The sequence below is a fragment of the Chryseobacterium sp. Leaf201 genome (genome assembly GCF_001421435.1).
Lineage (GTDB): Bacteria > Bacteroidota > Bacteroidia > Flavobacteriales > Weeksellaceae > Chryseobacterium.
In genome coordinates, this window is the sequence record NZ_LMKA01000059.1 from 1 (window position 1) to 22,074 (window position 22,074).

A 22,074-nucleotide genomic window follows, 5' to 3' on the forward strand; every position below is an offset into this window, starting at 1 on the left:
AAGCTAAAAATTAATACTAATATTAAATATAAAAAATAATAGATAATTATGTCTTATACACCAGTAGCTGCTGACGTAGCAAAATTGAGAAACCAAACGGGTGCAGGTATGATGGACTGCAAGAAAGCTTTAGTTGAAGCAGAAGGAGATTTCGAAAAAGCGGTAGATATCCTTAGAAAAAAAGGACAGAAAGTTGCAGCTAACAGAGCGGACAGAGAAACTACCGAAGGAGTAGTAATCGCGAGAGTAAACGAAGACAATACATTAGGTGTTGTCATCTCCCTGAACTGCGAAACTGATTTTGTGGCTAAAAACGAAGCGTTCATTGAACTGGCTTACGAACTGGCTGAAATCGCAATCACGGCTGCTACCAAAGAAGAACTTTTAGCTACGGATTTCCACGGGATCACTGTTGCAGAGAAATTAGTGGAGCAGACAGGTGTTATCGGTGAAAAAATCGAGATCGGAGCATTTGAAAGACTAGACGGTCCTTTCTTAGGGGCATACATCCACGCCGGAAACAAAATCGCTTCTATCACTGCCCTTTCTGCTAACGTAGAAGGCGCTGCTGAAGCTGCTAAATCCGTTTCTATGCAGGTAGCTGCCATGAACCCGATTGCTCTTGACGAAACTATGGTTTCCCAGGAAATAATCAACAAAGAATTGGAAATTGAAAGAGAACTGTTAACGAAGGAAGGTAAGCCTGAAAACATTATCGAAAACATCCTTAAAGGTAAAATGCAGAGATTCTACAAAGACAATACTTTGGTGCACCAGTCTTTTATTAAAGATGGAAGCATGTCTGTAGCAGACTATGTTAAGTCTGTAAACGGAGACCTTAAAGTAACCGGATTTGTAAGAGTAAGCTTATAATCTTTTCAGATTCAAAATATCAGTCCCGGTGATTTTTTCACCGGGATTTTTTTATTTATATAATTGCGAGATCATTTCCCATATGAACAAATAATTAAATATTCATTAAAATCATGGAATAAGTGTTTATAGTGTTAATTTTATACAAATATTTGATTATTAATATTTACATTTGCAGCCCTTATTGATAAACATGAAAAAATTTTTACTGGTTATTTGTACTTTTTTTTGCTTATTATTTAATGCTCAGCTGGATACGGACCACTGGTTCGCACCTATGGCAGCAAGATCCGGAATGACCAACCTGCAAGGGTACCTGTATCTCTCCACCAATGAAACCACACCTTTTTCCGTGCAGATTTTTAACGGCAATACACTTTACAATACCCTTCAGGTAAGCAAAGGAAACCCGGTACAGGTTAATATTCCTAATTATTTCATGATTGCGGATCAGCAGGGAGATCTTTTTACGCCCAATTCAATGGGGATGTTTGTAAAAGGCCCTAAAAAGTTTTTCGCCAACTACCGGTTTTCGGTTCCCAATCATGCCGAAATCATTACCTCCAAAGGTTTGGCAGGCCTCGGAACAAAATTTTATGCAGGCGTTGCCCCGCTTACAGGCTCAAATTATTATATCAACTCTACCATAGGGATCACCGCAACGGAAGACAATACGTCTGTCGTGGTTTCAGGCTATGACCCGAATGTGATTTTTTCGGACGGGACTTCCACACCTACCAAAACATTTATCTTAAACCGCGGACAGTCTTATATTATTGATGCCGTAAGCAGTGATTCCGGTTCCAATATGGCCGGGCTGGTAGGAGCAAAAATAGAATCTACGAAGCCTGTTTCAGTAACCAACGGAAACTTTAACGGAATCTACAATGTCCTTAATACCACCAACAATGATATCCTGATGGACCAGGCCGTGCCTGTTGACCGTCTGGGAAAAGATTTTGTGCTGGTAAAAGGAAACGGAAACATCGTTTATAAGATGGAAACAGCCCTGATCATTGCCACAGAAGACAATACGCAGGTTGCTTTCAATGGCGGTACTGCGGCAGTTACCCTGAATGCGGGAGAACACTTTATGGTTCCGAGCAACAATTACCTTAACCAGGGAAGCGGAAATTACAATATGGGGATTTCTGCCACCAAGAATATCTATGTGTACCAGCTGCTGGCAGGAATTACCGGAAGTGCTTCCGTAAATGAATATGCTACCGGAGGAATGAACTTTATCCCGCCTTTAAGCTGTTTTATGCCGAATAAAGTGGATGAAATAGGTTTTATCAATAAAATAGGCAGCCAGACGTTCAACACCAGATTAAATATAATCACCCAGACAGGCGCTGCGGTTACGTTAAACGGCAACCCGATTGCAGCCGTCAACGGTCCTTATCCCGTAACGGGAAACCCGAACTGGGTAACCTATTCTGTCCTGAATGTATCCGGAACTATCGCCGTAAGCTCTACAAAATCTGTTACTGCAGGAATTGCAGCGGGCAGCGGTGCCGTAGGCTATGGCGGATATTTTGCAGGCTTCTCGTCCATCCCTGTTATTTCAAAAACCGGAGATTGTTATACAGGCATTTTATTGCAGGTTGACAATACGTATGATGCCTACCAGTGGTTTCTTAACGGAGTGGCCATTCCAGGTGCTACGTCTTATTCCCTTAATCCGGAACTGTACGGAGCCGGGACCTACACCTGCCTGATTACAAAAACAAACTGCGACTCAAAACTTACCACACCTTACACGTATACGGCCTGTCCTCCGATGACTACAACCACCTATACCATCGGGTCCTGCGGCACAAAACTCATTACACCGGCCTTTACAAATTCTACCCAGACCATTATCTCTGCCAATACCAGCATTACGGCGGCACCAACTTCAGCTACCGCAACCGTAAATCCTGCAACAGGGCAGATTACCTATACCCCAAACCCGGGGATTACCGCCAATACAACCGATTCATTTATTTATTATATACAGGGCAACGGAAACCCTTCCGCTTTTGAATATTTTAAAATCAATATCAACATTAATGTCCTGCAGACTGCCAACGGAACTTTAACATCCTGCGCCGACGCCAACGGAAACGGGACTTTTAACCTGACTTCCGTCAATGTTTCGCCGGATCCGGCAACTACCGTCCAGTATTTTACAAATCCTGCGCTCACAGGAACACCTATCGCAGCACCGGCAACATACACCGGACCAGCAGGAACCATTTATGCGAATGTGACGTCTCAATACGGATGTACAAAAGTGGCCCAGATTGTTCTTGCCACTACTCCATCTCCCAACATCAATACAGGAAACTTTAATGCCAACCTTTGTGATGATAATTTTGATGGAACAGTGAATGTTAATTTTTTAAACATTACCCCTGCAATCGTAACAAATCCGGCCAGTTTCAATGTAAGATATTACCTTATCCAGGCAGATGCCAACGCCGGCAATGCAAACAATTTACCTGCGAACTGGACCTATACAGCAAATACAACCGTTTATGTAAGAGTGGATGCGCTTACCGGAACCTGCCCTCCAGCGTTCGGTCAGATTAATTTTAAGATCGGGAACAGAATTACTTTGATTACCAACAACCTGACTAATGAGATCTGCGATAATGACCTTAACAGTTCGGAAAATGTGAATCTTAATGACTATAAAAATTTATTCACGACCAATACAGGCGTTGCCTTATCATTTTATTCCACTTTAGCTGATGCCCAGAACGGCATCAATGCAATTTCCCCGAACCAGTCCATTACGGCAATAAGTACATTTTATATCCGATTTACAAGCGCTTCCGAATGTCCCAATACCGCTGTTTTAAAAATGGCACTGAAATCACCTAAAAAATCAGACCGCCTGAAAGATCAGATGGTATGCAGCAATGACAAAGCCATACTGGACGCCGGCTCCGGGTTTACATCTTATGCATGGAGCACCGGAGCAACCACGCAGACCATTAATGCAGGAACAGGAAACTACTGGGTTGACCTTGGCTTTAACAGCTGTGTTTACCGTCAGTATGTAAATGTTACCACAGCACAGGCACCGACGATTACCAAAATTGAGGTTTCCGGCTACAATGCCACAGTATCGGTTTCAGGAGGGACGCCTCCATATCAATATTCCCTGAATGGAATTGATTATCAAACGCATAATGTTTTCCAGGGACTATCAAGAGGCATGCATATGGTGTATGTGTTAAGTGCAGACGGCTGCTCGCCGGTCACCAAAGAATTCCTGGTACTGAACCTTGTGAATACCATAACCCCTAACGGAGACGGACTGAATGACGTTCTGAATTATTCTGACCTGAGAATCAAGCAGAATGTCTCCATAGAAGTAGTAGACCGGTACGGGGCACCGGTTTATAAATCATCAGGCAAAAACTATATCTGGGACGGAAAGGTAAACGGCAGGCCGCTTTCTACCGGAACTTACTGGTATTTACTGAGATGGACCGAGCCGGATAAAAAATTACCGGTTTCGTATTCAGGATGGTTATTAATTAAGAATCGGGAATAAAATATAAAATTTATTGCCATTTTATTAACGGTATATAGGATATTGTTTTAATTTTGTATTAATCACAACTACCTATATATGAGAAGATTTCTACTAGTTCTGGTATTAATTTTTAGTACCGTTAATACGCTTTCTGCGCAGAGGGATACGGAACATTGGTTTGCACCGATGATGAACAGGACGGGTCTTACCGGAGGCATCAACAGCCAGTCCATATATTTTTCTACGGATTCCACTACGCCGTTTAATGTAGATATTTACAACAATAATGCGGTTATCGGCACGGTGACGATAAGTAAAGGAAGCCCGGTGGTTTATAATGTTCCGGTAGCCAACATTATTACCACATCACAGACTGATTTATTTAAGCCCATCACGAAAGGGTTATATACCAAAGGTACAAAACCGTATTATGCCAATCTCAGGTTCTCGGTTCCCAGTCACGGGGAAGTGCTGACCTCTAAAGGGAAAGCAGGAATCGGTAAAAAGTTTTATACGGCGGCAGCCCCGATTACTGATGTTGGCGGCGGATCCATCTATAATTTTATGGCCGGGATCTTAGCCACTGAAAATAATACGATCGTTACAGTATCAGGGTATTCTCCCGGCGTTACATTTTCTAACGGAACCAACGGAAGTACAACCCCTTCCATGTCTTTCACTTTAAATAAAGGACAGTCTTATATTATTGAAGGGATCGGAAACCAGTCCGGCAATGCGGCAGGCTTTATCGGTGCCAAAATTGAATCTGACAAACCTGTTTCGGTAACCAACGGCAACTTCAACGGCCAGTTTTCCCTTGGATCAGTCGGATTAAGCTCAGATATCATTATGGATCAGTCGGTTCCGGTAGAACGTCTGGGCAATGAATTTGTCCTGGTAAAAGGGAACGGCAATATCGACATCAGGGTAGAGGATGCTCTTGTAATAGCGACTGAAAACAACACAGAAATATATGTTAACGGCAGCACAAATCCCGCAGCAACACTTAACGAAGGGCAGTATTACAGGGTAAACGCAGCCAGCAATACCAATTATATCAATCAGGGAAATAACCATTACAACATGTACATCAGGACCAGTAAAAATGTATATGTGTATCAGCTGCTTGCCGGGCTTGCGATAAGTATTGCCACGCTGGGATACAATTATATTCCGCCATTAAACTGTTTCCTGCCGAGAAAAATTGATGAAATCGCCCTGATTAATGATCTTAACGGAAGTTCTAATGATATTAAACTGAATATTTTAACGGAAGCCGGTGCTGCCATTACCGTGAACGGAACAGCTCCTGTTGCTGCACAGGGTCCTTATCCGGTACAGGGTACAACAGCCTGGGTATCCTACTCTATTCCCGGATTATCAGGAAATGTGACGGTAACCTCTACCAAAGCCGTAACCGCAGGTATTGCAGGGGGAAGCGGAGCGGTGGGTTATGGCGGATATTTTGCCGGGTTTTCCTCTATTCCGGTTATCGCCAAGCAATCCGGCGAATGCGCACCCGGAATTATTCTTGAAGTAGATGACAGCTATGAAACTTACCAGTGGTTCCTGAACGGGGTTGCAATCCCGGGCGCTACACAGTATACCCACGCCCCCGCTGTTGCAGGAGACTATACGGTAAAGGTGACCATGGGAGCATGCCCACCGGTTACAACGCCCATTTACAAAGTATTCTCATGTATCAGAAACACAACGGCTGCATTAAATGCATGCGCCACCAAAGTAATTGCCCCGGCATTCTCATTCACCACAACACAGACGCCGGTTGCCAGCACTGTAACCATCCTTACCTACCCTACCCACGGAACAGCTACATTAAACGCGACAACAGGACAGATTACCTACATTCCGAACGCTGGGTATACCGGGCCGGATACCATTGTCTACCAGTTCTGTGGCAATGCCCCTGAGTTTATCGACTGTGAGCATGTGACCTTAAACCTGAATGTTGTTCCTTTCATCTTATCGGACAAAACCATTAAAGCATGCCAGTACAACGGAAAAGGATTTTTCGATCTTACCACGGCTGCTGTAACGGATTATACTCCGGTCGTAAAGAAATTCTATCTGACCCTGGCGGATCTCAATGCAGCAACCAATGAAATAACCAATCCTACCAATTACCTTTCTTCAGAAGGATCGGTGTATGTAAAAGTAACCACCAGCGAAGGATGCGTGGGCAATGCAAAGATCACCCTGGCCTTCCTGCCTGCCCCGGTAGTCAACGAAGCCACCATGAGTGAGTGTTTCCTTGAAACCGATGAAACAAAAGCTGCATTCAACCTTACAACAGCCCGATTACGAAAAAGTATTACCCTACTTTTACGGATGCCAGCAACAATACCAATGAAATCCTGAATGCCGATACTTATATTTCCGGGAATACAACGGTTTATGTAAGGGTATTCAACAGCAACCAGTGTTACGCCATTGCCAAGCTGAACTTAAAAGTAATCCCTCCGAAAAGATCGACTGTCCTGGCTGACAAAATWATCTGTATTGACGGCAGGACCAATCTTGATGCAGGGCCGGGATATGCTTCTTATGAATGGAATACAGGCGCCACAACCCAGGTACTTGAAGGCGTAACAGTCGGGGAATACTGGGTAATCCTGGAAGATAACGGATGTTTTGTAAAACAAATGGTGAGCGTTAAAAAAGCTCTAGATCCTGTCATCACAGAAATTGAAATTTCCAACAATACGGTAACGGTAAAAGTAACYGGAGGCAAAGCTCCTTACCAGTATGCAGTGGATTCACCGACCAACTGGCAGGATTCAAATGTATTCACCGGACTTACCAGAGGGCAGCATACATTCTATGTAAAAGATGCNCTCCTTACCAGTATGCAGTGGATTCACCGACCAACTGGCAGGATTCAAATGTATTCACCGGACTTACCAGAGGGCAGCATACATTCTATGTAAAAGATGCTTACAACTGTACGCCGGTTTCCGTGGAAGTTACCGTACCGAACCTGATCAATGCCATCACCCCGAACGGAGACAATAAAAATGACTTCATTGATTACAGTGAGCTCGCTTATAAGGACAACCTTTCTTTCGTGATCTATGACCGGTACGGAAACAAGATCTTTACCGGCGAGAAGTTCAACAATTACAAGTGGGACGGTAAGCATTACGACAAGAAACTGGTAACCGGAACCTACTGGTACCACATCAACTGGAATGAACCGAATAAAGACAAGACACCAGTTAAATATACCGGATGGATTATGGTGAAGAATATAAATTAAATTCCTTTTAACAGATTAAAGCCACGATTATTATCGTGGCTTTTTCATATATCCTTTCCTCTATCAATTGAAATAAAGATTCAGAATCTTAAATTCATAGATAAACTACAGATGAACACATTCTGAGCTTAAATTTTATTTTTACTCTTCCAGGAACTTTTCATTCCAATTATTATACTGTACAGATAGCTTCTGCGTATTTTGTCTGTATATATCTTTTATTTACACTAAAAATCAATTATTTAAATGAGATCTATATATAAAATGTTAATAAGATTAATAACCTATTAAAATATTCTATTATTTTTGCAATAATTCTAATTCCATATTTATGACAAGACTTTTATTATCTTTTTTACTGATGCTCTTTGGTACCAGTACACTCTTTGCACAAAGGGATACAGACCATTGGTTTGCCCCATATTTTGACAGTTCAAGTTCCAGCTACAGCCATGCTTTATATTTCTCTACAGATTCTGTAACTCCGTTTCAGGTGAGTATCTATAACAATAATGCGGTTATCGGAACCGTAACCATAAGTAAGGGTACACCACAGACATTCAGCCTGAATACCAACCTCATAAGAACAACAGCTGCGTCCAGCGCTGCAGTTCCGTCTAATCTTGGGGTCTATACAAAAGGTGAAAAACCTTACTTTGTTTCATTAAGGGCTGCCATCAGTTCACACGGCGAAATTATCACCTCTAAAGGCAAAGCCGGTATAGGAACCAAATTTTATGCTGCAGCCACACCAATTACCACAACAGGAACCAGTTACAACTTCACCACCGCGATCATGGCAACAGAGGACAATACCGCTGTTACCATTTCCGGCTATGATCCCAATATACAGTTTATCAATGTAAACACGCCTACTCCGCTTACACTTACGGTAAACCTCAACAAAGGCCAGTCTTATATCCTGACCGGCAACGCCGGCGTCGTGGCTAACCGGGAAGGATTCATCGGGGCAAAAATCGAATCAACCAAACCCGTTTCGGTAACCAATGGAAATTCCAATGGCTTCTATGCGACAGGAAGCAATGACGGATCTGATTTAATCATGGACCAGTCCGTTCCTACAGACCGGCTTGGAAATGAGTTTGCCATGGTAAAAAGTATTTCTACCAGCACCGCAAACATGGAAGGCGGAATTATCATCGCTACGGAAAATGACACTGATATTTTTCTTAATGATGCTACCACACCAATTGCCACTATTGATGAGGGTGAATATTACAGGATTCTGGCCAGCCAGTATAAAGACCAGGGCGGAGGCCACTCCAACCTGTATGTCAGGACTACCAAAAATGTATATCTGTATCAGCTGGTGGGAGCCGGCTCAGCCAATAATACAGGAGGATACAACTATATTCCGCCGCTGAACTGTTTCCTGCCGAGAAAAATTGATGAAATCGGCAATATCAATCTTATGCCCGGAATCACCTCGGCAATTACATTAAAACTTAATATTTTAACAGAAACAGGGGCGGCTGTTACAGTAAACGGAACTGCGCCAACCGCTGCACAGGGGCCTTATCCTTTAACAGGAAACCCGCAGTGGGTAACCTATGCAATTACGGGAATTACAGGGAACATAACGGTAACCTCAACCAAAGCGGTAACTGCCGGCGTCAACGGAGGATACAGCACAGCCGGTTACGGAGGGTATTTCGCAGGATTCTCTTCCATCCCGTTAATTGCCAAGCAGACCGGAGAATGTATTCCGGGTATTGTACTGGAAGTGGATGACAGCTATGATACCTATCAGTGGTTTCTGAACGGAAACCCGATCCCTGGCGCCAACTCCAATACCTTTACACCTGTGGTGGCAGGAAATTATACCGTAAAAATTACGGTAGCTTCCTGTATCCCTGCAATTACGCCGGTGTATAAGGTGTTTACATGCCTTCAGCAGTCTACAAAAGCGCTTACGGTTTGTGAAGGGTATCAGTCGGTTGTACCTGCATTTACCAGCTCGTCACAGACCTACGTTCCGAGTTCAGTAACAATTATTACCCCGCCGGCTAACGGAACGGCAGTAATTGACCCGACCGGAGTAATTGTTTATACCCCCAATTTCGGATTTGCCGGAACGGATACCATTGTGTATAAATTCTGCGGAAATGATCCTGAATTTGTTGACTGTGAGCAGGTAACTTTAACCTTCACCGTTTCTGAAAGCCCTACGGTAAATGAGGCGACCCTGAGATCATGTTTCATCCCGTCCGCACCCGCAACGGCCCTGTTCAATTTAACAACAGCTGCGGTTACAGGACAGACCGGTGTTGTAAAGCAGTATTACCCATCTCCTACCGATGCACAGAACGGGACCAATGAAATTCTGAACCCCGCCACATACATTGCGCCAAACGGTGTGGTATATATCAAAGTGAGCAATGCCAACGGATGCTACAGAATTGCAAAAGTTACACTGGTTGTCCTGCCACCGGTATATTCAAATCTCCTGGAAGATAAGATTATCTGTATGGAAGATACCACCACACTGGATGCCGGCCCCGGATTTACCTCGTACACATGGAGCACCGGAGCAACAAGCCAGTCTATCAGCAATGTAGCGCCCGGAACCTACTGGGTTGACCTGAAGACAGGAGAATGTATTACCAGACAGAACGTAAAAGTATATGCATCTGAACAGCCTGTTATTTCCGGCATTGAAATCTCAAACAATACCGTTACCGTAAATGTTACGGGAGGAGCTGCCCCTTATCAATACTCAACAGACCAGACCAACTGGCAGGATACCAATATATTTACGAATGTTCCGAGAGGCAATACTGTTTTTTATGTAAAGGATGATTATGACTGCAACCCTGTTGATGGGGAAGTTACAGTTCCTAATTTAATTAATATGATTACTCCGAACGGAGACGGCATCAACGATATTCTTGATTATTCAGCATTATCATACAAGCCAAATTTTGTATTTAATATTTTTGACCGGTACGGAAGTAAAATGCATGAAGGAAACAAAGACAACAGCTACAAATGGGATGGAGCCGTAGGCGGTAAAAAAGTATCTACAGGAAATTACTGGTTTGATATCAGCTGGAATGAACCGAATAGCAGACAGACCCCGATCAAATATTCCGGATGGATCCTGGTAAAAAACAGAGAATAACAGTATTTATCATAAATTAGTAAAAACACAGTTTTAAAACTGTGTTTTTTTTATGTTTTTTACAAAATTTAAGAAATAAAACTTTACTTTTGCTAATACTAACTGCCTAACCATGAAAAAACAGTTCTATTTTATTCTTCTATTAACTTTTACGTTTATTAAGCTTACTGCCCAAAGAGATACAGAACATTGGTTTGCTCCTTTCTCAGCATCCAATTTATCTACCACGGCAAAACAGGCATTGTACCTTTCCACAGATTCAGTGACTCCGTTCACGGTTACCATTTACAATAATGGAATCGTTCTCGGAACATCAACCATCAGTAAGGGCAGCCCGCAGGTATATGACATCAATGCTGCGGATATGATCGGCTCTGCGGTAGGTGACCTTTTTACGGTAGGTAACAAAGGGCTTTATCTTAAAGGTACCAAGCCTTTCTTTGCAACCTTCAGGTTTGTGGTTCCTGCCCATGGTGAAATTTTAACATCCAAAGGAAAAGCAGGGATCGGGAAGAAATTCTATGCCGTTGTGGCACCGATTACAAACTCCAGCTCAGGAATGAATTTCACAACCGGAATTCTGGCAACGGAAGACAATACCACCGTTACGGTTTCAGGGTATTCGCCTGCTGTTGTATTCAGCAACGGCATTACCGGTGCAGCTTCTCCTACGCTTACCATAACACTCAACAAAGGAAAATCCTATATTATTGAGGGAAGAGGGAACCAAGCCGGAAACCAGTCCGGTTTCATCGGGGCTAAAATAGTTTCAGACAAGCCGGTCTCCATAACGAACGGAAACTTTCTGGGCGAATACAACATCGGAACCGGATTAACAGGCGGGGATATCATAATGGACCAGTCTGTTCCTACAGACAGGTTAGGGAAAGAATTCGTGATTGTGAAAGGATTCGGTAATATTGCCGCCAAAACAGAAGATGTCCTTTTGGTTGCAACAGAAGACAATACTGAAATATTTGTCAACAATAACCCTATTGCTGTTGCCACCATTAATGAAGGGCAGCATTACCGGGTAAACGAACCGAACAATACCAACTACATAGACCAGGGAAGCGGCCACTATAACATGTATGTAAGAACAACAAAAAACACGTATGTATATCAGCTTCTTGCCGGTACGGCGACTTCCAGCGCAACGGTCGGGTTTAATTACATCCCTCCGTTAAACTGCCTGTTGCCCAGGAAAATTGACGAGATCGGGATGATAGAAATGCTCCCTCAGGCTGCCAATAATATCAAGCTCAACATTTTAACAGAAAAAGGAGCTGCTGTAACGGTTAATGGTGTAACCCCGACTGCCGCACAGGGTCCTTATAATGTAACGGGAACCCTGGACTGGGAGTCTTATTCCCTTACCGGAGTTACCGGAAACGTTACCATTGTTTCAAATAAAGCGGTTACGGCAGGGATTGCCGGCGGAAGCGGTGTTGTAGGATACGGAGGTTATTTTGCAGGGTTTTCTTCTGTTCCGGCAATCAGCAAGACGGGAGAATGTATTCCGGGTGCTGTACTGGAAACGGGAGACAGTTTTGAATCTTACCAATGGTTCCTGGGCAGCAATCCTATTCCCGGCGCCAATACATATACCTACACGCCGATGCAGGCCGGAAACTATACCGTAAAAGTAGGAATGGGAGGATGCTTTGCAACAACGCCCATCTTTTTCGTAGAATCCTGCTATGAGCAGATTACGAAAAGCCTGATTATCTGCGATTCCCAGAAAACAATTATTCCGAAATTTACCAACCATCCCAATATTCCGGTTATTTTAGGTACCGTACAGATTGATACCCCGCCTACAAAAGGAACGGCAACCATAGATCCTGCAACGGGAATTATTACCTATACTGCAAATCCCGGCTTTTCAGGCAATGACCTTATGGTATATCATTTCTGCGCAAATCCCGCTACCGGTGTAGGCTGCGAACAGGTAACTATGACCCTGATCGTAGCTCCGAATCCTATCGTAAAAAATGTATCCATAAGAGCATGCTATATTGAAGGGCGTCCTACGATGGCCATGTTCAATCTTGAAACATCAGGATTCACAACGCAACTGGGACTTACTAAGAAATATTATGCTACCCTTGCAGACCTTTCCAACGGAATCAATGAAATTAGTCCTATCGATTATATTGCTTCAAATACAAAAGTATATGTGAAAGTGATCAACTCAAACGGATGTTTCAGCATTGCAGAAATTACCTTAAATGTGATTCCTCCGGTACAGTCTACCGTCCTGAGTGATAAAATAATCTGTATAGAAAATAAAGCGACTCTGGATGCAGGACCCGGATTTGACGGCTACCAGTGGAGTACCGGAGAAACAAGCCAGACCATCAGTGCGGGAGTGGGAACCTATTGGGTTAACCTTAAAACAGGGGAATGCTTTACCAAACAGAATGTAAAGGTAATCCCTGCGGTACAGCCCGTGATCTCAAATCTTGAGATTAAAAACAACACCATTACCGTAAGCGTAATCGGGGGAACGCCTCCTTACAAATATTCACTGGATGGCATAAAATGGCAGGATTCAAACTTTTTCGATAATCTTCCGAGAGGTGAAAACAGCATCTATGTAAAGGATTTCTATAACTGTGAGCCTATTGATGTAACCGTAACCGTTCCGAACCTGCTTAATGCAATTACGCCGAACGGGGACAATAAAAATGATTATATTGATTATTCTGAACTGGCTTATAAGAAAAACCTCGTGTTCAATATTTATGACAGGTATGGGAATAAGGTACACCAGGCCCATAAATTCAATGCTTATAAATGGGACGGAACCATGTACGGTAAAAAAATCCCGACTGCCACATACTGGTACGAGATTACCTGGACGGAACCTAACAAAGCCCAGACCCAGATAAAATATTCCGGATGGGTCCTTGTAAAAAACATGGAATAATATCTCACAATAATGTACTGAAAACCATGATCTTAAAATCATGGTTTTTTGTTTATTTTTTAAGCAGTTAAAACTTTTTATTATTAAATTTGTAATAAATACGACGTCTTAATGAAGAAAGTTCTATCTTTTTTATTTATATTTTATTTTTTCATTTCTGCATTTGCACAATTGGACAGGGAGCATTGGTTTGCGCCTATGGTAGACCGCACGGGAAACCCGAATCCCAATCAGAAGCTTTATCTTTCCACCAGCCGCACCACTCCATTCCCGGTAAGTATTTATAACAATAACGTTCTGATTGCCACCGCAATAATCAGCAAGGGCAATCCGCAGAAAGTCGATATCCTACGCGATTATATCATCACCACGCAGCAGACTGACCTTTTTACCCCGATCACGAAAGGCCTCTACGTAAAAGCCGAATTCCCTTTTTACGCCAACCTCAGATTTTCTGTTTATAACCACGCGGAAATTATAACTTCAAAAGGAATCCCTTCTACCGGCAAGCTCTTCTATGCCGCCAATGCCCCGATTACGGTAAGCAATTCAATTCTGAACTTTATGACGAGCGTACTGGCTACGGAAGACAATACCACAGTCACGGTATCAGGCTACAAACCTGCGGTACAGTTTTCAAACGGGACCACAGGTACCACTACGCCTACAATGACCTTTACTTTAAACAAAGGGCAGTCTTATATTATTGACGGTAGCGGAAGCAATACCGGAAATTCCGACGGCTTTATCGGAGCCAAAATCGTTTCCAATAAACCTGTAAATGTCACGAACGGAAATTTTAACGGCCAGTATGCCGGAAATTTCCCCAGCAGTTCGGATATTTTAATGGATCAGGCCGTACCCGTAGAAAGATTGGGAAATGAATTCGCCCTGGTAAAAGGAAATGGAAGCATTACTTCAAACATGGAAGGCGCGCTTGTCGTGGCCACTGAAAACAATACGGAAGTGCGGGTGAATGATGAACTTGTTCCTATTGCCACTTTAAATATCGGCCAGTATTTTATGATCCCGGGCAATAAATATCAGCTCCAGGGGAACGGTCATTACAATTTATACATCAGGACCTCCAAAAATGCTTATATTTATCAGGTACTGGCAGGAGATTCCAACGCTACGGGAAATGAAGTGGCTACGGGCGGCTTTAATTTCATCCCTTCGCTGAACTGTTACCTGCCCAAACAAATCAATGAGCTGGGCTTAATCAATGAAAATTTCGTCTACTCCGGGGGAAACCCCGCGGGTATTTTAAATATTCCGACAAAACTTAACCTCATTACAGAGAGAGGAGCGGTAGTTACGGTAAACGGAATTGCACCACCCGCAACCACCGGCCCTTTTAATATGACCGGCACCAATAACTGGGTAACCTACGGAATCCCGAATACCACCGGAACCATTACTGTGGTTTCTTCTAAAGCGATTACCGGAGGAATCACAGCAGGAAGTGACGCCGTGGGCTACGGAGGATTTTTTGCAGGTTTCCCTACCCAGCCCGTGATCCTGAAATCCGGAGGCAACTGTATTCCGGGAATTGTTCTTACTGTGGACCCGATTATTTATGAAACGTATCAGTGGTACATCAACGGAAATATTATTCCGGGAGCGACGGGATCATCCATCACTCCGACCCAGGCGGGATATTATACCTGTTCAGTAACCATGGGCAGCTGCGCACCTTTGGTAACCGAGCAGTTTAAAGTGTTAAACTGCACCAAACTGACAGCAGCAGCGTATGATGTCTGTACCACAAAAACCATTACTCCCGCATTTACAACATCCGCACAGACACCGGTTCCTTCAACAGTAGCCATCCTTACGCCGCCAACCTCAGGAACAGCAACCATAAATGCAGCAACCGGCATTATTAACTATACGGTAACCAGCCCGGGGACAGTAGGAACCGATACCTTCACCTACACCTTCTGTGGAAACAATCCTGATTTCCCCGACTGTGAAACCGTAACGGTAACCATTAACATCCAGACTTTAACCGTTAATAATGCTATACTGAATGCCTGCGATACCGGATCCGGACAGGGAATATTCAATCTGACAACCGCCAACGTCACCGGCAGTTCACCGGTAACCGTTACCTATTATCCTACGTTACTGAATGCCCAGAATGAGACTCCCGGAACATTAATAGCCACGCCGACTGCTTATCCTGCGACTAACGGGACTATAGTTTATGCCATGGTGAAAAACAATATCGGATGTAAAAGCATTGCACAAATAACGCTAAACGTATATCCTTTTGCAAACGTCATCAGCAATTATACGGGATCCTTCTGTGATGATAATTTAGACGGCGTGGTAAATGTAACCCTATCCACCATTACTCCGCTGGTTTTGGGGAATCCAACCTATTTCACGGGCGTAAGGTATTATGCGAATCTAACGGATGCCAATGCCGGAAATGCCAATACCCTTCCGAATAACTGGTCTTATACGGCTACAACAACCATTTATATCCGGGTGGATTCTCCGGACGGATGCCCGCCTGTCATCAAACCCCTTATATTCACCATCGGGACTAAAATCCCATTGATCAAGACCAGCCATGCCGTTAGCTTATGTGACGATGATTTAGACGGAATAAAATCCATAGACTTAAGTTCTTACATCAGTCAATACACGACTGATCCCCTGGTTACCGCAACTTTCCATCCTACCCTGGCGGATGCACAGAACAACACGGCCCAGATATCAAGTCCGGCAAACTTAACGGGAACACAGACTATTTATATCCGGTTTGAAAAACCGGGTGTCTGTCCTAATATCGCTTCCATTACCATTACGGTAACAATACCTAAGCACTCCACTGTTTTAACGGATAAAATTATCTGTCCGAAAACACTGACGACATTGGATGCCGGGCCGGGATTTGACAGTTATCTTTGGAACACGGGAGCAACCACTCCTTCCATTACAAATGTTACGGCAGGGACTTATTGGGTAGATCTTACTTCCGGAGGCTGTACGTACAGGCAGACCGTTACCGTAACTGAATCTGTGCTTCCGGTTATCAGCCTGATTGAAATCATCGGGAATACGGTGACCATCGGAGTCAGCGGAGGAACGCCTCCTTATGAATATTCTTTAGACGGAACCACCTGGCAGGCTTCAAATGTATTTATGAATGTGCCGAGAGGAAATCATATCATTCATGTCCGTGATGCCAACCGGTGTGATGAGGTCACAAGGACTTTTGTTATTATCAACCTGATCAATACCATTACTCCGAATATGGACGGGTACAATGACGCCATAGATTATTCGGCATTGATGGATAACGACCGTATCGAGTTCAGGATCTTCGACAGATATGGCTCGGAAGTGTTCAGAGGCAGCAAGGCAAACCGGTATATCTGGGACGGAAGAATTACCGGAAGGTCCGTAAATACAGCCACCTACTGGTATTTCATCAGCTGGACGGAATTCGGGGGAAGCACAACGGTAAAATATTCAAGCTGGCTTCTGGTAAAGAATTATTAAGTCTATTATGAAAAAACAGTCTGTTTTATTTACATCATTCCTATAACATTCATTAACAGTTTCAAACTAAAGTTTAATATAACTTTAACCACCGGAACTGGCTGCATAAGATATAAATTGATGCAATTGTGCGTAATTTTGCCCTTACTTATATGAAGAAGCTATTTACCCTCTTGCTGTTGGTTTTTCTGGCAAAAATTAACGCCCAGCTCTACTCCGGAGAAGTTTTTCTGAAAGACAACTCCGTTTTATATCTCAATCAGGTATATGTTACCAATCTTACCACGCAGAAAACCGTTCTGAGTGATTACAACGGTGATTTCAACCTTCCCGCCAATGCCGGCGATATTGTGCGTTTTACCTCTATTGTCACAGAGAGAAAAGATATTAAGCTTACCCCTCAGATGGTCAATCAGAAGAATCTGGTCGAGCTGAAAATTGCCTATCACGATATTCAGGAAATCGTGATCAACAGATTTAAGCCCACGGGAAACCTGAGATACGATGTAAATGCCCTGAAAAAAGAAGATAAGGGTCTTGCCATAAAAAAAGTGATCGGTCTGCCTGAACCAAAAGGCGACGGCACGCCTCCGCAGCTTCCGGTAGCCGGGTTAAGGGACGGCGGACTTACCTTCAGCCTGGAAAGTATATACGACATCCTTTCCGGAGAAAGAAAAAAGAAACAGCGTTACATGGCATATGAGCGGATGAACACTTCTGTAGCGCAGATCAGGAATTATCTGGGTAAGGATTATTTCACAAGATTTAAAATTCCGGAGAACCTTATTGATAATTTTCTTCAGTTTGTGTATACTTCAGAAAATATTGATCCGTATGTGGCAGCCGGTAATTTTGAGGCTGTAAAAATCCCGATTGAAAAGTACCTGCCGATTTACCAGAAGCGGTTAAGGAACTCGCATCTTCAGGACGTCCTGAAATAAACTACCGCTTTTATTAAGCCGGAAAATGTATATGGCAAAAATTGCAGTATACATTTTTTGTTTTTATTTAAATTATAGTAATTTTATCGATAAATCTGGGAATGGAGAAAAATCATCCTGCCTTCACAGAATTTATTCATACTGATAACCTGAATTCAACTAGGCTGAGAGGATAATTTTAGTATAAATTAATTTTAGTAAATGAAAAAGTTGCTTCTGTTTTTTAGTGCCCTCCTTTTTATGAATCTTTCAGCCCAGTCAAAAGGAAAAGATTACAGTAATATTTTAAAAAGCAAAAATATTTACGAGATCAATGCTTTCCTGAGGGATGCCCATCCTGATGATCCCCGCAGGTCTGTCCTGAAACCGCGTGTGATGGAGATGATGAAGGAATATATTAAAAACGCCCAGCCCGGAGATACCAAGGTCCGCCAGATGCAGGATTGGCTGGCTATGCTGAAAAGGCGTTCTTCCACAAAAATATCCTTTGATGAGATGAATGCGATCATCAAACAGAAGCAGATTGCAAAATACCAGAAAGAATTACAGGCCGGGCAGGCTGCCGTGGTCTATACCCCGAGTAATCCCCAGAATGTTTATATTGCGCCTGTAGCAGCTGCCAAACCCGCTGCAGCTATTCCGGATACGGAAGCTTCAGAATTCAATATGCTGATGGCCGAAAACCCGGTAGAGCATAAAAACAAAACGGTAAAAATCCTGAATTCCCTTTTTGACAATGATCCCAATGCCAAAGAGTGCATCATTATGATTGAAAATAAATCCGACTGCAATATTATCGTTCGGATCGAAGGCATCGGGACTACAAAATACAGGCTTCCGGTCCCTTCACGCGGCGACAATTCAATTGTGGTACAGAAAGGCGACTACCTGTTCACGAGTATTGTCTGCGGCGCGCAGTATGCTTCACAGAAGACAATCCAGAAACCCCTGATGGTCGCTTTAGGGAGTTCTTCAAAAAAATAAGCCTCAGTTCCCTATTTTTAATGTCAACAATAAGGCATTTGTGTAATTTTCGTTATTTTTGCAGGATTTTAAATTTCTCATGGGTAAAAATAAATTAGTAAGATTCGCAGAAAACAAAGTATTGCCGAACGTGATCCAGCCGTCAAGGGAGGAAGCATTGAACGGCTTTGGCCTTAAGGGAAAATGGAGAACGGACTTCTTTAAAAACGAGAATCCGATTGTTCTGGAATTAGGTTGCGGCAAGGGCGAATATTCTGTAGGGCTTGCCAAGACTTTCACTGAGAAAAATTTTATCGGGATCGATATCAAAGGGGCAAGATTCTGGTTCGGAGCCAAGGAAGCGGTTGAGAACGGCATGAAGAATGTTGCATTTTTAAGAAGCCAGATTGAACTGGTTGACCATTTTTTCGGGGAAAATGAAGTGGATGAAATCTGGATTACCTTTCCGGATCCGCAGATTAAATACAAGCGTACGAAGCACAGGCTGACCCACCCTGATTTTTTAGAGAGGTACAAAAAATTCCTTAAGCCCGGCGGGATCGTTCATTTGAAAACAGATTCTGAATTCCTTCACGGATACACGCTTGGGTTCCTGCAGGGAGCAGGCTATGAAATCATTACGGCGCATCATGATATTTACGGCGCGCTGGAATATGACCCGAATACACCTCATTTAAGGGATATCAGAACCTATTATGAGGAACTGTTCTCTGCAAAAGGAAAGACAATTACGTATATTAAGTTCAGAATCAATTAAAAAAGAATTTAATCAGTCGTTCTGATCAGTTATAAAAAAGGATGTCCATAAAAGAGACATCCTTTTTTATTTATATTTTGATAGATGGCGGAATGTACGACAAATTTTTTTTGATAAACAATTGAAAAAGGCTGCTGAAAAAAGTAAAAATATTACATTTACACCCAGATACTTTGTCAATGAAAATACTACTTTCCTTTTCTTTTATGGCTGCTTTATTTCTGAACAGCTGCGGCAGTACAGCGCCGAAAAAAACAACTTACCCTGTGAGAAAACCAGCTCCAGCCGTTGTTCCTGCGGTCTCCAATACGGGAAGCAGCACAACGCCTGCCGCGCAGGCTGAGAGAGAATATCAGGCTTTGGTTAAGACCTATAAATCTGAAACAGCTGCGGTTTTAACGGATATACTGAACGGTTCTTCGGATCCCGGCAAAACATCGGTTATGGTAGAAAATAAATCCCGCTGTAATATCGTACTGACTGTCAGCGGAAACAATTACTTTAAGAAAATCCCGATCGGGGTGAATAAAAAGGCTGCCGTAATGGTTCCGGTAAATCAGAATTACAACTTTTCCGGGATGATCTGTGATGCGGTGTACCAGAAAACCAAACTGGTAAGCAGTTCTTACAGCATGGTGCTTTCAAACTAAGTTAGCTGATTAAATGAATTGTTAGGATGGATATTAATCCACGGCTCTCAATGTATCAAATAAAAAACCACTGAATCTGAGATCCAGTGGTTTTTTTATGGTAAGGAAAACCTTAATTATTCTCCGTCAAAGTCAGCATCTTTATCAGCAGATACTACTTCTCCTTCTTCTTTAGATTTTTCTTTATCAGCTTTTCTCTGAGACTGACCTTCTTTGATAGAATCTGAAACAATGTTCAAGATCATATCGATAGATTTAGAAGCATCATCGTTTCCTGGGATAACGAAGTCTACTTTTCTAGGGTCAGAGTTGGTATCAACAATACCGAAAACAGGAATTCCTAATTTCTTAGCTTCCGTTACAGCAATGTGTTCTCTCATGATATCTACAACGAAGATTGCAGAAGGAAGACGAACCATGTCAGAGATAGAACCTAAGTTTTTCTCTAAGTTAGCTCTCTGTCTGTCTACCTGTAATCTTTCTTTTTTAGATAAAGTTTCGAACGTACCGTCTTTTTTCATTTTGTCGATAGAGTTCATCTTCTTTACAGCCTTTCTGATCGTAACGAAGTTCGTTAACATACCTCCCGGCCATCTTTCTGTGATATAAGGCATATTAAGTTCAGCAGCATGCTTAGCAACTACTTCTTTCGCCTGCTTTTTAGTCGCTACGAAAAGAACTTTTTTACCTGCAGAAGTTAATTTTTCCAAAGCGCTGCACGCTTCATCCAGTTTAACTGCTGTTTTATGTAAGTCTACAATGTGAATACCGTTTTTCTCCATAAAAATGTATGGAGCCATATTTGGATTCCACTTTCTGGTCATGTGACCGAAGTGTACGCCAGCCTCTAGGAGGTCTTTTACATTTGCTTTTGCCATGTTTTCTGTTTTTGTTAGTTTACTTTCCGTCTCTTAAACAATCAACAACTTCTTTAGATGGGAGAAGCGTTTGGATGCTAAACGTAACGGGCAATTTGCTTTAAGCTTCAGGCACTAAGCTGTAAGCTGTAAGCGAGTTAAAAAGTTTAATAAGTTTTTCAAATAGCTTATTGCATATTGCTCTAAGCCTACCGCAGTTCTTAACGTTTTGAGAACTGGAATCTCTTTCTTGCTTTTTTCTGACCTGGCTTCTTTCTTTCCACCATTCTTGCGTCTCTTGTAAGTAAACCAGCAGGCTTCAAAGCTAATCTGAATTCAGCATTGATTTCACATAAAGCTCTTGAAATACCTAATCTGATAGCCTCTGCCTGACCTGTATTACCACCACCGAAAACATTTACGGTAACGTCATACTGACCAGCAGTTTCAGAAAGGATAAACGGCTGGTTCAATTTGTAAACCATCACGTCTGTAGAGAAATAATCTTTTGCATCTTTTCCGTTTACTGTAATGTTTCCAGAACCTGGCTTTACATAAACTCTAGCTACAGAAGTTTTTCTTCTTCCGATTTTGTGAACTATAGACATAATTA

Annotated in this window: 13 protein-coding genes; 11 read left to right on the forward strand and 2 right to left on the reverse strand. The window is 42.7% G+C overall.

Translation table 11 applies throughout. The features are described from left to right. Window positions 1–48: 48 nt before the first annotated feature. The 11 genes from tsf (at window position 49) to ASE55_RS06945 (ending at window position 20,604) form a co-directional block, all read left to right on the forward strand. Window positions 49–873 carry a translation elongation factor Ts gene (gene tsf, locus ASE55_RS06895; protein WP_056217020.1) on the forward strand — a complete coding sequence of 275 codons (825 nt, stop codon included), beginning with the start codon at window positions 49–51 and terminating at the stop codon, window positions 871–873. A 193-nt stretch (window positions 874–1,066) separates the two neighbouring features. Then, complete coding sequence (locus ASE55_RS06900) at window positions 1,067–4,423, forward strand: T9SS type B sorting domain-containing protein (RefSeq protein WP_056217022.1); 3,357 nt, start codon at window positions 1,067–1,069, stop codon at window positions 4,421–4,423. Between the two features lie 78 nt (window positions 4,424–4,501). Further along, complete coding sequence (locus ASE55_RS06905) at window positions 4,502–6,784, forward strand: Ig-like domain-containing protein (protein ID WP_238585007.1); 2,283 nt, start codon at window positions 4,502–4,504, stop codon at window positions 6,782–6,784. Window positions 6,785–7,382: 598 nt separating this feature from the next. Continuing rightward, on the forward strand, window positions 7,383–7,682 hold the full coding sequence (locus tag ASE55_RS20630; RefSeq protein ID WP_238585010.1) for a gliding motility-associated C-terminal domain-containing protein: 300 nt from the start codon (window positions 7,383–7,385) through the stop codon (window positions 7,680–7,682). Between the two features lie 331 nt (window positions 7,683–8,013). Next, complete coding sequence (locus ASE55_RS06915) at window positions 8,014–10,824, forward strand: T9SS type B sorting domain-containing protein (RefSeq protein ID WP_056217027.1); 2,811 nt, start codon at window positions 8,014–8,016, stop codon at window positions 10,822–10,824. A gap of 112 nt (window positions 10,825–10,936) precedes the next feature. After that, window positions 10,937–13,756, forward strand: a complete 2,820-nt coding sequence (locus ASE55_RS06920) for a T9SS type B sorting domain-containing protein (RefSeq protein ID WP_056217030.1) — start codon at window positions 10,937–10,939, stop codon at window positions 13,754–13,756. Between the two features lie 111 nt (window positions 13,757–13,867). Continuing rightward, entirely contained in the window at window positions 13,868–17,272 is a 3,405-nt protein-coding gene (locus ASE55_RS06925; protein WP_056217034.1) for a T9SS type B sorting domain-containing protein, read from the forward strand. Window positions 17,273–17,424: 152 nt separating this feature from the next. Next, window positions 17,425–18,213: a hypothetical protein gene (locus tag ASE55_RS06930; protein ID WP_082474365.1), complete on the forward strand. Its 789-nt coding sequence runs from the start codon at window positions 17,425–17,427 to the stop codon at window positions 18,211–18,213. 201 nt (window positions 18,214–18,414) lie between these two features. Then, window positions 18,415–19,197, forward strand: coding sequence for a DUF6759 domain-containing protein (locus tag ASE55_RS06935; RefSeq protein WP_056217039.1), 783 nt, complete (start codon window positions 18,415–18,417; stop codon window positions 19,195–19,197). A 79-nt stretch (window positions 19,198–19,276) separates the two neighbouring features. Beyond that, the gene (gene trmB, locus ASE55_RS06940) at window positions 19,277–19,954 is read left to right on the forward strand and encodes a tRNA (guanosine(46)-N7)-methyltransferase TrmB (RefSeq protein WP_056217042.1); all 678 of its coding nucleotides are present in this window, start codon (window positions 19,277–19,279) and stop codon (window positions 19,952–19,954) included. A 179-nt stretch (window positions 19,955–20,133) separates the two neighbouring features. Then, window positions 20,134–20,604: a DUF6759 domain-containing protein gene (locus ASE55_RS06945; protein WP_056217046.1), complete on the forward strand. Its 471-nt coding sequence runs from the start codon at window positions 20,134–20,136 to the stop codon at window positions 20,602–20,604. 116 nt (window positions 20,605–20,720) lie between these two features. On the opposite strand, the gene rpsB is transcribed toward ASE55_RS06945, so the two are convergent. Both rpsB and rpsI read right to left on the reverse strand, forming a co-directional pair. Next, a complete protein-coding gene (rpsB, locus tag ASE55_RS06950; protein ID WP_056217049.1) occupies window positions 20,721–21,482 on the reverse strand; it encodes a 30S ribosomal protein S2 in 762 nt (253 codons plus the stop codon). A 200-nt stretch (window positions 21,483–21,682) separates the two neighbouring features. Continuing rightward, window positions 21,683–22,069 carry a 30S ribosomal protein S9 gene (gene rpsI, locus ASE55_RS06955; RefSeq protein ID WP_056217052.1) on the reverse strand — a complete coding sequence of 129 codons (387 nt, stop codon included), beginning with the start codon at window positions 22,067–22,069 and terminating at the stop codon, window positions 21,683–21,685. Window positions 22,070–22,074 lie beyond the last annotated feature (5 nt).

Bases quoted from the DNA above. Each gene is read 5' to 3' on its own strand.
- tsf (WP_056217020.1), top strand. From the start codon at position 49: ATGTCTTATACACCAGTAGCTGCTGACGTAGCAAAATTGAGAAACCAA.
- ASE55_RS06900 (WP_056217022.1), top strand. From the start codon at position 1,067: ATGAAAAAATTTTTACTGGTTATTTGTACTTTTTTTTGCTTATTATTT.
- ASE55_RS06905 (WP_238585007.1), top strand. From the start codon at position 4,502: ATGAGAAGATTTCTACTAGTTCTGGTATTAATTTTTAGTACCGTTAAT.
- ASE55_RS06915 (WP_056217027.1), top strand. From the start codon at position 8,014: ATGACAAGACTTTTATTATCTTTTTTACTGATGCTCTTTGGTACCAGT.
- ASE55_RS06920 (WP_056217030.1), top strand. From the start codon at position 10,937: ATGAAAAAACAGTTCTATTTTATTCTTCTATTAACTTTTACGTTTATT.
- ASE55_RS06925 (WP_056217034.1), top strand. From the start codon at position 13,868: ATGAAGAAAGTTCTATCTTTTTTATTTATATTTTATTTTTTCATTTCT.
- ASE55_RS06930 (WP_082474365.1), top strand. From the start codon at position 17,425: ATGAAGAAGCTATTTACCCTCTTGCTGTTGGTTTTTCTGGCAAAAATT.
- ASE55_RS06935 (WP_056217039.1), top strand. From the start codon at position 18,415: ATGAAAAAGTTGCTTCTGTTTTTTAGTGCCCTCCTTTTTATGAATCTT.
- trmB (WP_056217042.1), top strand. From the start codon at position 19,277: ATGGGTAAAAATAAATTAGTAAGATTCGCAGAAAACAAAGTATTGCCG.
- ASE55_RS06945 (WP_056217046.1), top strand. From the start codon at position 20,134: ATGAAAATACTACTTTCCTTTTCTTTTATGGCTGCTTTATTTCTGAAC.
- rpsB (WP_056217049.1), bottom strand. From the start codon at position 21,482: ATGGCAAAAGCAAATGTAAAAGACCTCCTAGAGGCTGGCGTACACTTC.
- rpsI (WP_056217052.1), bottom strand. From the start codon at position 22,069: ATGTCTATAGTTCACAAAATCGGAAGAAGAAAAACTTCTGTAGCTAGA.